The 15,933-nt window shown below is 39.7% G+C and carries 17 protein-coding genes; all 17 read right to left on the reverse strand.

Annotated features, from left to right (window positions below):
• Positions 1–24: 24 nt before the first annotated feature.
• The 17 genes from recN to spoIIIAE all read right to left on the reverse strand — a co-directional run bounded on the left by recN (position 25) and on the right by spoIIIAE (position 15,926).
• Complete coding sequence (gene recN / locus KO561_RS10855) at positions 25–1,764, reverse strand: DNA repair protein RecN (RefSeq protein WP_231093284.1); 1,740 nt, start codon at positions 1,762–1,764, stop codon at positions 25–27.
• A gap of 70 nt (positions 1,765–1,834) precedes the next feature.
• Positions 1,835–2,284, reverse strand: a complete 450-nt coding sequence (gene ahrC, locus KO561_RS10860) for a transcriptional regulator AhrC/ArgR (protein WP_231093285.1) — start codon at positions 2,282–2,284, stop codon at positions 1,835–1,837.
• Between the two features lie 64 nt (positions 2,285–2,348).
• Complete coding sequence (locus KO561_RS10865) at positions 2,349–3,173, reverse strand: TlyA family RNA methyltransferase (protein WP_231093286.1); 825 nt, start codon at positions 3,171–3,173, stop codon at positions 2,349–2,351.
• Between the two features lie 4 nt (positions 3,174–3,177).
• Positions 3,178–5,070 carry a 1-deoxy-D-xylulose-5-phosphate synthase gene (dxs, locus tag KO561_RS10870; protein WP_231093287.1) on the reverse strand — a complete coding sequence of 631 codons (1,893 nt, stop codon included), beginning with the start codon at positions 5,068–5,070 and terminating at the stop codon, positions 3,178–3,180.
• Between the two features lie 37 nt (positions 5,071–5,107).
• Entirely contained in the window at positions 5,108–5,692 is a 585-nt protein-coding gene (locus KO561_RS10875; RefSeq protein ID WP_231093288.1) for a CNNM metal transporter family protein, read from the reverse strand.
• 712 nt (positions 5,693–6,404) lie between these two features.
• Positions 6,405–7,286, reverse strand: coding sequence for a polyprenyl synthetase family protein (locus KO561_RS10880; RefSeq protein ID WP_231093289.1), 882 nt, complete (start codon positions 7,284–7,286; stop codon positions 6,405–6,407).
• Positions 7,286–7,519, reverse strand: coding sequence for an exodeoxyribonuclease VII small subunit (locus tag KO561_RS10885; protein WP_231093290.1), 234 nt, complete (start codon positions 7,517–7,519; stop codon positions 7,286–7,288). The genes KO561_RS10880 and KO561_RS10885 overlap by 1 nt, the downstream gene beginning before the upstream one ends.
• Positions 7,503–8,864: an exodeoxyribonuclease VII large subunit gene (gene xseA, locus KO561_RS10890; RefSeq protein WP_231093291.1), complete on the reverse strand. Its 1,362-nt coding sequence runs from the start codon at positions 8,862–8,864 to the stop codon at positions 7,503–7,505. The genes KO561_RS10885 and xseA overlap by 17 nt, the downstream gene beginning before the upstream one ends.
• A gap of 53 nt (positions 8,865–8,917) precedes the next feature.
• Complete coding sequence (gene folD / locus KO561_RS10895; protein ID WP_231093292.1) at positions 8,918–9,766, reverse strand: bifunctional methylenetetrahydrofolate dehydrogenase/methenyltetrahydrofolate cyclohydrolase FolD; 849 nt, start codon at positions 9,764–9,766, stop codon at positions 8,918–8,920.
• Between the two features lie 12 nt (positions 9,767–9,778).
• Entirely contained in the window at positions 9,779–10,162 is a 384-nt protein-coding gene (nusB, locus tag KO561_RS10900; RefSeq protein WP_231093293.1) for a transcription antitermination factor NusB, read from the reverse strand.
• Positions 10,163–10,366: 204 nt separating this feature from the next.
• Positions 10,367–10,756 (reverse strand): Asp23/Gls24 family envelope stress response protein, encoded by a 390-nt coding sequence (locus tag KO561_RS10905; RefSeq protein ID WP_231093294.1) that lies wholly within the window; start codon positions 10,754–10,756, stop codon positions 10,367–10,369.
• Positions 10,757–10,775: 19 nt separating this feature from the next.
• Positions 10,776–12,131 carry an acetyl-CoA carboxylase biotin carboxylase subunit gene (accC, locus tag KO561_RS10910; RefSeq protein ID WP_231093295.1) on the reverse strand — a complete coding sequence of 452 codons (1,356 nt, stop codon included), beginning with the start codon at positions 12,129–12,131 and terminating at the stop codon, positions 10,776–10,778.
• 15 nt (positions 12,132–12,146) lie between these two features.
• A complete protein-coding gene (gene accB / locus KO561_RS10915; protein ID WP_231093296.1) occupies positions 12,147–12,632 on the reverse strand; it encodes an acetyl-CoA carboxylase biotin carboxyl carrier protein in 486 nt (161 codons plus the stop codon).
• 265 nt (positions 12,633–12,897) lie between these two features.
• Positions 12,898–13,455: a SpoIIIAH-like family protein gene (locus tag KO561_RS10920; RefSeq protein ID WP_231093297.1), complete on the reverse strand. Its 558-nt coding sequence runs from the start codon at positions 13,453–13,455 to the stop codon at positions 12,898–12,900.
• A 16-nt stretch (positions 13,456–13,471) separates the two neighbouring features.
• Positions 13,472–14,107 (reverse strand): stage III sporulation protein AG, encoded by a 636-nt coding sequence (gene spoIIIAG / locus KO561_RS10925; protein ID WP_231093298.1) that lies wholly within the window; start codon positions 14,105–14,107, stop codon positions 13,472–13,474.
• Positions 14,108–14,737 carry a stage III sporulation protein AF gene (spoIIIAF, locus tag KO561_RS10930; protein WP_231093299.1) on the reverse strand — a complete coding sequence of 210 codons (630 nt, stop codon included), beginning with the start codon at positions 14,735–14,737 and terminating at the stop codon, positions 14,108–14,110.
• Between the two features lie 10 nt (positions 14,738–14,747).
• Positions 14,748–15,926: a stage III sporulation protein AE gene (gene spoIIIAE, locus KO561_RS10935; protein WP_231093300.1), complete on the reverse strand. Its 1,179-nt coding sequence runs from the start codon at positions 15,924–15,926 to the stop codon at positions 14,748–14,750.
• Between the last annotated feature and the right edge of the window lie 7 nt (positions 15,927–15,933).

A 15,933-nucleotide genomic window follows, 5' to 3' on the forward strand; every position in this document is an offset into this window, starting at 1 on the left:
AAAAAATCACCCGATTGGGTGATTTTAGTATTGATGGGATTCCTTAAACTTATGTGCCAGACTCAATAATTCTTTCGCGTGTTGCTTGGTAGTTTCTGTCATTTCGGTACCTGTAATCATTCGGCCGATTTCTTCTACTTTCATATCATGGGATAATTCTGTTAATTCGGTACTCGTACGATCATTGTCTACTCGTTTTTCGATGAGTAAATGCGTATCCGCCATTGAAGCCACTTGAGGCAAGTGAGTAATACAAAGAACTTGGGAACCAGCTGAAATACCATGAATTTTCTCTGCAATAGCCTGTGCTACTCGTCCACTAACTCCCGTATCCACTTCATCAAAAATGACACTTGTAACGCCCTGGTGCTTGGAAAAGATCTTCTTAAGTGCAAGCATAATACGAGAAAGTTCTCCTCCAGAAGCTACCTTTCCGATTTCCTTTAATGGTTCTCCAGGATTTGTCGTAATTAAAAACTTCACCATATCAAATCCATGAGCATTTAAATGAACTGGAATGTCCAAGTCTACAACATCTGCTTCTTTTGCTTGCCGTTTTTGAATATCGACTGCAAATGAAGCCTTTTCTAAATAAAGGTCCTTCAACTCTTGAAGAATGGCTTCTGTTAACTGAGTTGCAGCTTCTTTCCTGAGATCGTGGAGCTGTTCCGCCTCCAAATACGTATCATGAGCAAGCTCTTTTATCTCTTTCTTTAAACGAGATAGATGAGAATCCCTATTTTCTATTTGATCGATTTCCTCTTCGATATCTACTGCATAATCCACAATTTCCGAAACCGACTGACCATACTTCTTCTTTAGCTTTTGAATCTCATTTAATCTTGATTCAATCATGTTAAGTCGTTCTGGATCAAATTCTAATTGATCTAATTGGTTACGGATTTCATAGGTCATTTCTTCGATTAAATAGTAATGATTCGAGAATTCCTCATGTTTATTCTTCACATCTTCATCATGTTCTCCTGCAGTTTCTAAACCATTTAAGGCCATAGACAACCAATCTAAAGCTTTTTGCTCGCCGTAGAGAGCTTGATAAGCATCTTGTAATCCTTGAAAAATTCGCTCAAAATTATTAAGCTTGTTTCTTTCCTCCACGAGCTGTTCATCTTCACTCGGATTCAGTTCCGCTGTCTGAATTTCATTCAATTGGAACTTTAGTAAATCTAATCGTTGGGCCATTTCCTTTTCATTTTCACTAAAGGAAGTATATCGTTTTTTTAACGACTCCAATTTAGAATATAATTCATTATATTCGTCTAACACCGGAAGAAACTGTACTCGGTTGTACAAATCTAATAATTCAATATGTCGCTCAGAATCCATAAGGGATTGTGTTTCATGTTGACTATGTATGTCAATTAGGGATTTCCCAAGCTCCCTTAGTATCGCCAAGGTAACTAGTTTTCCGTTTACTCTACAGATGCTCTTTCCAGATGACGTTATTGTTCGGCTAAGAATAATCATCCCATCTTCATTTTCTACATCAATTCCTAATTGACTCCCTTTTTTAAAAATAGGGTGTTGTAGATCTTCAATCGTAAACAACCCTTCAATTTCTGCTTTGCTTGATCCATAACGGACAAATTCAACAGAACCTCTTCCACCAGTTAAAAGCTCGACAGCATCAATGATGATTGACTTACCTGCTCCAGTTTCCCCTGTCATTACGGTTAGCCCTTCCTTAAAGGTTATGGATAATGAATCAATAATCGCAAAGTCTTTTATCGATAGTTCTGTTAACACGAAAGAACACCTCTCCTATTTGCCCTACTTGTCTGGACGAAAGACGTAATGAATAAAACGTTTCTGTTAATTAAAGCATGTCCAACAACTGGTCTTTCATTTTTTCTGCTTCCTCTTCCGTACGACAGATAATTAAAATGGTGTCATCCCCACATATCGTACCAAGAATTTCGTCCCAGTCTAGATGGTCAATTAAAGCGCCTACTGCATTCGCATTTCCAGGTAACGTTTTCAAAACAATGAAATGGCTAGCGATATCAATTCGTATGAAGGCGTCCATAATTAGTCTTCGTAGCTTTTCTAATGGATTGAAGCGTTGGTCTGCTGGCAAGCTGTATTTATATCGCCCATCTGCCATAGGGACCTTTACGAGATGTAACTCTTTAATGTCCCGAGACACTGTCGCTTGTGTGACATTATAACCAAGGTTGCGCAACTCATCGACGAGATCGTCCTGTGTTTCGATATTGTTTTGTGTAATTAATTCTCTAATCTTGATATGGCGTTGTGCTTTGCTCATGGTTTCCCTCCGTTCCACCTGTCCATCTGAACCATGCAAGAAAATGGCTACCTATTAGTAGCCATTAACCTCTTTTATGAAGTGTTTCATGTGCTAGATGGACTACATCGTCCATTTCGACATCTGACACGGTTTTTCCTTCTTTTTTTTCTCCCCAAATCAAATGAACGAGAAATTCAATATTTCCATCGCCACCAGTAATGGGCGAAAACGTTAAATCACGAACCTGGAACCCTTTTTGTTCAGCAAAAGAAAGAACGGACGTAAGTACTTCTTTGTGCACCCTAGCATCTCTTACGATTCCTTTTCTTCCGACTTGTTCTTTACCTGCTTCGAACTGTGGCTTAATTAATGCAACCACATCACTATCAACCTCTAAAAGGCTTGCTAAGACAGGTAAGATTAAACGAAGAGATATAAACGATACATCAATGGAAGCAAAATTCGGTCTACCCGCTGTAAGTTGATCTGAAGTCACATAACGGAAATTCGTTCTTTCCATTACGACCACTCTTGGGTCATTTCTCAACTTCCAATCGAGTTGATTATAGCCCACATCAATGGCATAACAAATCTTAACCCCATTTTGCAAGGCACAATCTGTAAATCCTCCTGTAGAAGAACCAATATCCACCATTACTTTATCTTGGATATGTAAGTCAAAAACATCTAAAGCTTTCTCTAACTTTAGACCTCCACGTCCAACATAGGGAATCAGATTCCCCTTAACGGTTATTGGGATTTCCTCATCAACTTTCATCCCCGGTTTATCTAAGCGTTCTGTTTCGGAATAGACCAAACCAGCCATGATGGACCGTTTTGCTTTTTCTCTCGTATCGATTAATTGCCTTTCAACGAGCAATACATCCAACCTTACTTTTTTACCCATACCATCAGGCCCTTTGCTGTTTACTTGGAAGCATGTTTATCACTTCAGCTTGGATCGCTTCTTTCGTCATGTTAATCTCGTTTAATAAAGCTTTTACCGAACCATGTTCAATATATTTATCTGGAATACCGATTCTTTTTATACGTTGATCTTTGTAATCGTGTTCTTCCGCAAATTCAAGGACTGCACTACCAAACCCGCCTTTAAGAATGGATTCTTCAACGGTCAAGATAGGCATCCTTTCTGTCATGATATGATGAAGCATTAGGTCATCAAGTGGCTTAATGAACCTAGCATTAACAACCCGCACCGAGACCCCTTTTTTCTCTAGCTCTTGACTTGCTTGAAGAGACATCTCTATTGTCGTTCCAAAAGTCAAAATAACTAGGTCGGTTCCTTCCTTCAATACCTCCCACGTTCCAAGCGGAATTTCCTTTAAATCGGTATCCATCGGAACACCTAGTCCATTTCCTCTTGGGTAGCGAACCGCGATTGGTCCATCGTCATATTGAAGTGCGGTGTACACCATGTGCTGCCCTTCGTTCTCATCCTTCGGCATCATTAAAACAAGATTTGGTAGATGTCGTAAAAAAGAAATATCAAATACACCATGATGTGTCTCTCCATCTGCACCTACTAATCCAGATCGATCAATACCAAATGCTACATTTAGGTTTTGACGACAGACATCATGTACGAGCTGATCATAAGCACGTTGTAAAAAAGTAGAATATATTGCTAAAAACGGCTTCATACCTTGAGTCGCTAATCCTGCTGCTAATGTCGTAGCATGTTGCTCCGCAATCCCAACATCAAATAGTCGATCAGGAAAGGCTTTTTGGAAGTTTTCTAATTTCGACCCTAGTATCATAGCGGGAGTAATAACAGACACCCGTTTATCTTTTTCCGCTACTTTTACAAGGGTATCGCTAACTACTTGGCTCCATGCCGGTGGTGCATCGGCTTGTTTAATTTTCTCTCCTGATTCAATTTTGTAAGGGCCGACACCGTGCCACTTGTCCTTCTTATCCGTTTCAGCGTGTACGTAGCCTTTCCCTTTTTGCGTGATAACATGAACTAGAACAGGGCCATCTGTTTTCTTCGCATATTGAAGATTTTCTTGTAAATCATTAAAATCATGTCCGTCTACTGGACCGTAATAAGTGAAACCAAATTCCTCAAATAGCATTCCTGGAACCATAAAATACTTCATACTATCTTTAACCCGCTCGGCAGTGTTTGCGAGCTTTCCACCAACTGCAGGAATCTTTTTCAATAATAATTCGAACTCATCTTTTACTTTTTTATATTTTCCTGCACTTCTCATACGTCCAAGTGCATTGTGTAAGGCTCCCACATTTGCTGCAATCGACATTTCATTATCATTTAGAATGACAATTATATTTTTCTTTTCATGTCCTATATGGTTTAAGGCCTCTAATGCCATACCGCCTGTCAAAGCACCATCGCCGATAATTGGGACAACGTAGTGACTTTCTCCTTTTAAATCCCGTGCAATAGCCATACCCATCGCTGCAGATAAAGAAGTAGAACTATGTCCGGTTTCCCAGGCATCATGCTCACTTTCTGCTCTTTTCGGAAATCCACTTAGCCCCTTATACTGACGAAGGGTATCAAAATCATTGGTTCTACCTGTAAGGATTTTATGAATGTAGGACTGATGACCTACATCAAATACAAATTTATCGGTAGGGCTTTCAAAGTGTTTATGTAGTGCAATCGATAACTCCACAACCCCTAAATTTGCCCCTAAATGACCGCCTGTTACCGAAAGTTTCTGAATTAAAAATTCTCTTATCGACGAAGCCAATTCTTCTAATTCGTGCGTGGAAAGTTTTTTTAGGAATGATGGGTCTTTAATATTGGTCAGATCCATGTGTGGGATTCCTCCCCTTTTGTTAGGATTTTCTTCCTTATTTTTTCTTCTCAGAAGGCAATACCTTTATTTTAAATTTTTCCTCTATAAAAGCAACTATTTTACCAGCAAAAAAAATGATATTTGTAGAAGAATGTATGGCAAAGTATTTCCCCATCGCTTTTCCGCCTACTGTTAATGCTGCTACTAGGCTTGTTAGTATTACCGATATGAATAGATGCACAGATGAACCTTCTGAATAACCAAAACCATTTGCTAACTGTAGCACTACAATGGCTGAAGCGGTTCCACTAATGATACCAGATATGTCCCCAATTACATCATTACAAAAGCTTGCTACTCGCTCTGCATTTCGGACAATTGCAATGGCCTGTTTTGCACCAAACACCTTTTCTGCAGCCATAGCGTGGAAAGGTGGTTCGTCTGCAGCTGCAGAAGCTGTCCCAAGCATATCAAAGAAAACACCCATTAGTACAATAAGCAATACAATAAATAGTCCCAATATCCAAACCAAGCCACTAAGCACGGAGGATGAGATAACTGAAAAAATAGCCGCTAGCACAAACGTGATAACGGCGATACTGACGCTAAATTTAAACGATCTTTTTATCTGACTTTTCATTTATACCCTCTATATCAAAAATTTTATTTATGTAGTGAAAGGAATGGTCATTACACAGGTGAAAATTACGGCTTAGGTCCAGTAGGTTTTCCCAATCAAGTACCGAACGTCACCATTCTGGCGGTTCCCCTTTAAACCTGATTCAACTCCGTCTCCGAAAGTTGGACTGGATTACCACTTAGTCCGTACTATAATCCCTGTACAATGTCCACTCAAGAACAGTCTAGGAGATTTCCTCAACAGCCTTCGACCGTTTCTTAGCCTCTTTTGCAGAACAGATTTCATATGGTAAAGAAAAATGCGTGAATTAGTGGCCATCTAATTTCGCATTTAATGCCATAATCCCCTCTGTTCCACTCAAGGCAGGCTACGCTGCGGATAGAGTTGCGCTTTTTGAAGCTTTTCCCAATCACACAGGTTCATACCCCATTCCATGGGAAATCTAGGCTTAGATTTCCCACAGAGATGGGCCTCCGCGGAAGCAGGGTCTTCGCCCACATGCCTTTGTGGATCGCCCCACAACCTTAACTCCCAGCACTAACCCAAGGCTGGGCGCCTCAAGCCAGCACAAGGAACTTCATCGATGTGCCCTTTGGCGGATTTTTAGGCCCGCCTTCAGAAACGGAGGACCGACTAGAATACTGCACCATTCCTTTTGTATAACATAATATATCACACTAGCGTTAAATCCTCAATGAAAACTGCCTTTCACCTAATAGTCTCTATTCCCTAAATAGTCGGTTAATTCACGCAAAGTAGATCCTTCTACACCAGCTGTTTCTAAAGCATTTATCGCAAGTTGATGGTAATGATCTTTTTGCCTTTTTGCACCATCTAATCCGAGTAGTTTTGGATAGGTGCTCTTAAAATTCGTTTCGTCACTACCGACTGGCTTTCCTATTCTTGCTTCATCTCCCGTCACATCTAAAATATCATCTTGCACTTGAAAGATTAACCCTAAATAATAGCCAAACTTTTTCATTTGTCGAAGCTGTTCCTCATCAGCTCCACCTAAGTAAGCACCAATTTTGACAGCAAATTGAAGGAGTTTACCTGTTTTTAAACTATGGATTTGTTCGAGCTCTTCCAGTGTGGATTCCTTGTTTTCTGCTTCCATGTCCAATAGCTGCCCTGCTACCATTCCGTTTGGTCCACTCGCGTTGGAAAGTTCTCGAATGACGTAAACTTTCTGCTCATTGGTTAAGCCTGAATCATTCGCAATCAGTTCAAAGCTATAGGTTAAAAGTCCATCCCCAGCAAGGATCGCAGTTGCTTCCCCATACACTTTATGGTTGGTCGGCTCTCCCCTCCGGAAATCATCGTTATCCATGGCAGGAAGGTCATCATGGATTAAGGAATACGTGTGAATCATTTCTAATGCTGCAGCCACTTGGAGGGCAGAGTCAACTTTTCCACCGAACGCTTCATAACTAGCTAACAAGAGAATAGGGCGTAATCTTTTACCACCTACCGTAATGGAATACGCCATCGCTTGCTTTAATGTATCGGAAGACGTAGCGGACTCTACTTGTTGAGTAACATGATCATTAAAGAGTGTTTGTCTCTTAGATAAATAGACCTTTAAGTCATCCACTACTCTTCCTCCTGTGCTGTAAACGGTTCAAACTCACCATGTTCGTTCATAATTTGTTCCATTTGTTGTTCTACCTTGGTCAGCTTTTCACTACATAGCTTAGAAAGCATCATTCCATCTTGGTAATATTCAATGGCCTTTTCTAAAGGAACGTCCCCCTCTTCTAACTTCTCTACGATTTCTTCTAGTTCAGTCATCGCTTCTTCAAAGGATCGTTCATTTTTCTCTTCCATCTTCTGTTTCCTCCTCTAAACCCCATACTTGACAATCTAAAACCCCATCGCGCAGTCGTACATGAATATGTTCTCCAGGGTTTACTTGTTTTGTTGTGCTAAGCACACTTCCATCTTCTTTATAAGAAATCGAATAGCCCCTTTTCATCGTGTTTAAAGGATTAAGAATGGATAACTTATCAAGGAGCGATGTAAATTCCACTTGTTTAGCCACTTGGATTCTTTGGAACGCACGATTCGTTCGGTTTATCATTTCGTCCAATTGCTTTTGACGATCTAGTACTCGTTTTCGGGGATCAAGCTGGATAAACCGTTTTTGTAGGTGATTATGGTCAAACCGCTTTCTCTCAGTTGTATCTTTCAGTGCTTTCCCTAATGCATCTACTGTTCGATCTAACTCTTGTTCTTTTTGTTTCAACAATTGTTCCGGATAGCGAAACGCATAAGATTTATTCGCTCTTGAAAGTTTTTCCTGAGCTTGATTCAGTTGATTTCGTAACAATCTTATTAACGTTTTTTGGGAAGACGTTATCTTTTCTTTCAACTCTTCTTGAGATGGTACAGCTATTTCTGCTGCACCTGTTGGGGTTGGAGCACGCATATCCGCGACAAAATCACTAATGGTGAAATCGGTTTCGTGTCCTACTGCTGATATAATCGGAATAGTGGAAGCAGCAATCGCCCTAGCCACCCTTTCTTCGTTAAAGCTCCAAAGTTCTTCAATTGAACCCCCACCACGACCTACAATAAGGACATCGAAATCCCCAATCTCATTCGCTTTGTAGATTGCCTTTTCAATGGATGGTGCAGCAGAATCACCTTGTACCATAACAGGCAAGATTATAAGCTTTGCAATCGGATACCTTCTTCTAACAGTGGTGATAATATCTCGAATAGCGGCCCCTGTTGGCGAGGTAATCACACCTATTTGTTTAGGAAAACTAGGAATAGCCTTCTTTCTACTAGGATCGAATAGCCCCTCCCTACTAAGTTTTTCCTTTAACTGCTCATACGCCATGTAGAGGGCTCCAATTCCGTCGGGCTCCATACTATGAATGTACAACTGGTATTGACCTTGTGGCTCATAAATAGATACTTCACCTACAATAAGAACATTCATGCCATTCTCTGGCTTGAATTTTAAAAAACGGTTTTGACTTGCAAACATGACCGCTTGAATCCGTGATTTATCATCTTTTAAGGTGAGATACATATGACCTCTACTATGTAGAGTGAAATTCGAAATTTCTGCCTTTATGTACACTTTTTTCAAGTGCTTGTCCATTTCGAACTTTCGTTTCAAATATTTTGTTAAAGCGCTCACCGTTAAGTACTGATCATTCATCTATCCCAACCCCTTTCTTAGCCGACATTTTTTGCAAGGAATGTCTACAAAACTTAAGAAAGTTGTTTCGCTGCTTTGACCGTATTATGTAGTAGCATTGTAATCGTCATTGGGCCTACTCCTTTTGGAACAGGAGTTAAGAAGGTTGCTTTTTCTTTCACAGATTCGAAGTCGACATCACCTGTAAGCTTTCCATTTTCCATTCGGTTTACCCCTACGTCAATAACAACGGCGCCTTCTTTTACATAGTCAGCTGATACGAAATGCTCTTTTCCAACAGCTACAATTAAAATATCAGCGCTTAAAGTGAAGTCTTTCATGTTTTTGGTTCGTGAATGACAATACGTAACCGTCGCGTTTTCATTCAGTAATAATTGTCCAACTGGTTTTCCGACAATGTTGCTTCGTCCAATAACAACCGCATGCTTTCCAGCAATTTCAATATTTCGAGATTTTAAAATCGTAATAATTCCAAATGGAGTACATGGTAAAAATGTATCTTTCCCTGCCATCATTCTTCCGATATTAATCGGATGAAAACCATCCACGTCCTTGGAAGGATCAATGGCTTCAATAATGACTTGTTCGTTAATTTGTTCTGGAAGCGGCAATTGCACGAGAATGCCATGAACTTCTTCATCCGTATTTAAACGATCAATTAATTGTAGGAGTTCTTCCTGAGTAGTAGATGATGGCAGTTCAATCAAATCTGAATTTACGCCCACTTGTGCTGCAGCTTTTTGTTTTCCACGAACATACGATTGGGAGGCTGGATTATCCCCAATCAATACAACGGTAAGACTAGGATAAATTCCTTTCTCGTGAAGCTCATTTACTTCCTTTTTCATGTTATCTTTTAGTTCTGTAGAAAGTTCACTACCATAAATGATTTCTGCTGACAAAGTCCTCATCCCCTATTGAATAATTTTAGACAGTACACCATTAATGAATTTTCCAGATTTATCATCGCCATATTCATGAGCGATCTCCACTGCTTCGTTAATAATGACTCCTTGTGGTGTTTCTTCTTCCCCATGAAAAAGCTCGTACGTGGCAATCCTAAGTAATGTTCGTTCCACAGATGCAAGACGCTGAATGGTCCACTTTTCTAAGTGTTCGGAAATTCTACTATCGATGTCTTCTTTATGCTCGACCACACCAAATACTAAGTCAGACAAAAATTCGTCTGGCTTTTCATTTTCTAGCACATGATCCAACGCTTCTTTCGGATCCACATCATTTATATCCATTTGAAAAAGTACTTGGAATGCTTTTTCTCTGGCTGCTCGACGTTTCATGTTCATTCTCCTTTAAATGGTATCTGTTTCAAATGATAACACGTTCTTGTCCTATTATCTATTAATTCCCTAGTTCGCTCTTCTATTCCAGGAGCTCTTTTTTAGTATGTACGATTCCTTTGGCATTCCATACGTAGTTGCCAACAAGGAGAGCTTTAGACAAAAGAAAAACCGGATAAGACTTCGCCTCATCCGGTAACCCTTTTATTCTGATGGCTCTTCTTTCTGTTCCATTTGAATGCCCACAACATGAACGTTGATTTCTTTGATTTTTAGTCCTGTCATATTCTTCAAAGCTTGTCGAACATTTGATTGTATCTTTTGAGCAACCTCATGAATGATGGAACCGAAATCTAATACAGCGTACACGTCAATGAGAACGCCATCCTCGGTTAATTCCACTTTTATCCCTTTACCGTGAGATTTTTTCCCAAAACGTTCGGCAACTCCTGTAACAAACGTTCCTCTTGTTGCCGCTACACCAGCAACTTCCGTCGTTGCGATTCCCGCAATAACTTCAATCACTTCAGGAGCAATCTCAACATTTCCAAGACTGGAGTCTTCACTTACATTAATTAATGTATTGTCGCTCATCCGTTTCACTCCCTAACTTTTATTCACTATCCATTATAGTATAGTTCTCTAAAAATTTGGTATTAAAATCCCCATCTATAAATACCGGGTGTGTTAATACTCTTCGATGAAATGGAATCGTAGTCGAAATTCCCTCGATGACGAATTCATCTAATGCTCGTTTCATTCGTTTAACTGCCTCTTCCCTCGTTGGTGCATAGGTGATGAGTTTGGCAATCATGGAATCATAATAAGGCGGGATAGTATAACCAGGGTAGGCAGCTGAATCGACTCGAACCCCAAAACCACCTGGTGGTAGGTACATATCAATTTTCCCAGCGGAAGGCATGAAATCCTTAAATGGATTTTCTGCATTTATCCGACATTCTATTGCCCAACCATCAAATGTAATTTCATCTTGTGTAAAAGATAGGACTTCATTATTGGCTACATTAATTTGTTCTTTGATCAAATCAATACCAGTTACCATTTCGGTAACAGGATGTTCTACTTGGATTCTCGTATTCATTTCCATAAAGTAAAAGGATTGTTTCTTTTGATCAAAAATAAACTCAATCGTTCCGGCACCTGAATATTGAACAGCTTGTGCTGCCTTGACAGCCGCATCTCCCATTTGTTCGCGAATCTCTGGGTTGATTGCAGGAGAAGGAGTTTCTTCAATTAACTTTTGTAGCCTTCTTTGAATCGTACAATCACGTTCTCCAAGATGAACAACGTTACCATGATTATCCGCCAATACTTGAATTTCAATATGTCTAAAATCTTCGATAAATCTTTCTAGATAAACACCAGGATTACCAAAGGCTGTTTCCGCTTCTTTTTGGGTAACGCGAATTCCTTTTTCCAGTTCTTCTTCTGTGCGTGCAATACGAATACCTTTTCCGCCACCGCCTGCAGTTGCCTTAATAATAACTGGATAGCCGATTTCTTTTGCGATGCGTTTCCCTTCTTCCACATTCTCTATGATTCCTTGGGAGCCAGGTACAATAGGCACACCTGCTTCTCGCATCGTTTCACGCGCGACATCCTTCGTTCCCATTTTTTGAATCGCATAAGAACTAGGACCAATAAAAGTAATGTTACATTCTTTACAGATTTCTGCAAAATCAGCATTTTCTGCAAGGAACCCATAACCTGGGTGAATCGCATCTACCTCTGTTAAAGTTGCTACACTCATAATATTTGTGAAGTTTAAATAACTTTCCTTACTTAGTTTCGGACCGATACAATACGCTTCGTCTGCCAACTGAACGTGTAAGGAATCCTGATCCGCTTCTGAATAAACAGCCACCGTTTCTAAGCCTAGCTCTTTACAGGCACGGATAATACGAACCGCGATTTCCCCACGATTGGCTATTAATACTTTCTTAATCAAGTTGTCATCCCCTTACTACCCTTTTACTCGGAATAACGGCTGGCCATATTCCACAAGCTCACCATTTCCAACCAAAATTTCTACTATTTCTCCAGAAACCTCTGCCTCAATTTCATTAAATAGTTTCATTGCTTCTACAATACAGACAACTGTATCGGAAGAAACTTTGTCCCCTTTTTTCACAAATACATCACTTTCAGGATTTGGAGAACTATAGAAGGTCCCTACCATTGGAGATACAATTTCATGATCAAAGTCTACTTTTGCTTGTCCAGACTCTTCGGTAGCAACTGCTTGTGAAGCTGGCTGTTGTTCCACTGCTGAAGCAACTGGTTGTGGAGTAGCCACGTTATGTACTACTGGTTCAGTTACTACGGTCTGAGTAGGTTGACTATTTTTCTTAAGAGACACCTTTGCCTCATTTGTTTCATAAGTAAACTCATCAATCGATGAATGATCAATTAAATGGATAAGTTCCTGAATCTCTTTTACATTTAGCATTTTTTCTGCACCCCTTCAAAAATTTAATAACAGGTACTAATAACTCCTAATAACATTTTACGAGAAGGAAAAGAAAACTGCAACTGTTCACCCTATGAATCAATCGAAACTAGGGCTTTTGTAACACAAAAGCAGAAGCGCTCGTTCCACGGAATTAATTGTCCGCCAAAGAAAGGTCTGCTCATCCGTTCATTATTATTTTACCCTTTAAACCGAGAAAAATGTCTCAGGAAGCCGTAACCTCCTGAGACATTGAGACGTTCCTTTATGATACAGAATGATATTTGACTTCAACTGGCACGCGGCCGAATTCATCTTCTACCATTTTGATGATGTTATTTGCTTCTGTTTTGCTCATCTCTTCTGCTTTTACTTGAACGATAACTTCCCCTTCGTTAGAACGGACAAGCACATCTTGATACCCTTTTTCCGCTAGGATAGTATCTTCGAGGATTTTTTCTTTCGATTGTACAGCTTCAAGCTTTTCTTTTTCTTCCAATGCCTTATTTTTTTCTTCTGTTGTTGCTGAACTAGAGGCTACGACTTCTTCCAACTGGGCAATCTTGGCACTTCTTTGATCCGTTAGTTCCATTCGAATTGTTGTAAACAACTCAGCATCAGTTGTTTCTGTTCCTGCTGTTTCACCAGTTGCTTCACTTTCCGCCGCATCTTCCGAACTAGGATCTGCTATAGCTGTTTCCCCATTGTCATTACCCGTAAGCAGTGCGAGCTGATCTCCAGATGGCGAGCTCATATAGTAGACACTCAATACAATCATTAGACTTAACATTGTTAATAACCAAATCGTTTGTTTTTTTAGCATGTTAAATTCCTCCTCATTAGTTTTTCGGCATGACTGAAATAATATGGGATGGGGCATCGAGCACTCTAGACACTGCTTCAACCACCCACTTTTTCAATTCAATATTTTCAACACCTTTAGCGACTACCAATACCCCTCTTACATCCGGCTTTTTGGTTTGCACTAAAAGTGGAACTTCCTTATCTCCTTGTCTTACGATGACGGTTTGCTCTTCTCTAGTCTGATCTTCAATGTTGCGTTCCCCGCCATTTTGATCGACTTCTTCTGTCGTTTGAGTACCGATTACTAGATTCGTCTCAAACACCTTCTTCTTCGTGGAATCCAGGTTCACCATCACCTCGGCATCGGAAATGCCTTGAATTTTGTTTAACAATTCTTCTAAATCCTTTTCATAACCGCCCTCTAGCTCCGATACAATACTACTTTTGGAAGAATCATCCTTTTGTAAAAGTGTTTCACTATCGGTCTGATTAGGCGGATCAGAAATCTCAGGTATCTCATTTGTATTTTGCGTGTCTTGTTGAAACAAATTGCTGACAATGAGAAGTAATAACCCAAATAGTGCAATAACCATGACATACCCTAGCTTATTGGGCTTTCCACCATCTTCTTTTTTCAATGAAGAAAGAAGTCTATCTAAATATTTTTTCATTTATACCCCTCCCTCCCGTGAAAGAATTAGCTTACTTTCTTGAAGCTCCCACTTCTCTGTTAAGAAGTTCTTGATGTCCTCAGATGGTAGTTCTGCCCGCTCAGACGGATGTTCTTCCTTTTCCCCAAAGTCTATAACGACTTCCTCTATGGATTCTTGCTGTCCAGTAGAAGCGCTATCCTGCTCAGTCAGTTTTACTTCTACTTGTTTTAGTGTTTCTTGATTTAGTTCTGAAGCTTCTTCATCCATGACAAGTTTGATCTCAGAAATAGCTACACCATAGTCTTTTTTCAACTCCTCTTCTACACTGTTTTCCATTTGGACAGCCATCTTATCTAAAATATATGCACGTTGAGAGGCTTGTATTTCATTTTTCTTTAATTCTATGGAATTTTTCATATTTTCTTCTTCTATTGATGTATCCATAGTCGGCATCACCTCACTAAGCAGCTGATTTGTATCAATTTCAAATAGGTGAAAGACAGGCTTTAGAAAAATCAAGATTAAAAGGAGACCGACCACTACTCGTATGTACTTTCTCATTGATGAATTAGGTAATAGTAGATCAATGACCATCGCAATTAATAGAAACAAAATAATTTGAGTAACCCAATCCATGATATACTGCAAAATTTTTCACCTACCTAAGCATTAACGTTAAATTACTAGAAGCAACCATAATGACTATAGCTAAGAAAAACATAAATGTTACGACTAGCAAGCCGGCTAATATATAGAGAATGTGCTTACTAATGATATCCAAGCACGTTATAATCGGACCATTTCCAATTGGTTGTAACAAAGCAGACGACACCTTGTAGATAAATGCCACGGAAAAGACTTTTAGTGCTGGAAACAGGGCGAGTCCAGCAATAATAATTACCCCAACAATTCCAACCGCATTTTTCAATAAAAGAGAGGCGGTTAAGGCAGTATCGGCGGCATCGGTAAACATTCGCCCAACGACAGGAATGAAATTACCGGTAACAAATTTAGCTGTCTTCATGGCTACACCATCTTGAACGGCACTAGCTGCACCTTGAACCGAAATGACACCTAGGAAAATCGTTAAAAAAAGTCCAAGTAATCCCAATCCAATATTTTTAAAAAGATTAGCAAGCTGAGTGACTTTGTACTGTTCATTTATCGTGCTAACGATGTTTAAAAGTGCAGATAAGAAAAATAATGGGATCACAACATTGGAGACGAGAACCACACTTATATGGATTAGAAACACGATGACAGGATGAAAAAAGGAAACCGCAATTACATTGCCAAAAGTAGCCATCAACCCTAACATTAGAGGGAGAAGCGCAATCATAAAACTACTCATCGTATCAATCGCATCTTTCGCATAATCGGCGGCTAGGTGAAAGCTATTCAAGGCAATAGCTATTAGAACAAGATAGACAATGGCGTATGCGACCTTACTTACATTTTGATTATCAAAAGCTGATTGCAAGGTTTGTAATAATACACTAAACAGAGTAAGCATGATCAAAATACCAAGTAGCTTCCCATTGACAATAATTTCATGAAACAAGTACTGGACCATTCCTTTTAGCCAATCTTTAACAGATATTTGATCCTTACTTTCGAGTACCTCTAGCAGGCTTGATTTTTGTAAGCCTGGCAGGTATCCCCCATATTCATTCACTACATGATCCCAATACGTTCGGACTTCATCAAAGGAGATTTTGTCGAGCTCTTCCATAGCGGGTACTTCCTCGGAAGTAGTCGCCATGACTGATGTATGGTTTATCTGAAACAAAAAACATGCTACAACGAGTACTAGTAGTCCTTTTATGATTCCTTTCATGCACGTA

This window comes from Radiobacillus kanasensis, assembly GCF_021049245.1.
In the GTDB taxonomy this organism is placed as follows: Bacteria; Bacillota; Bacilli; order Bacillales; family Amphibacillaceae; genus Radiobacillus; species Radiobacillus kanasensis.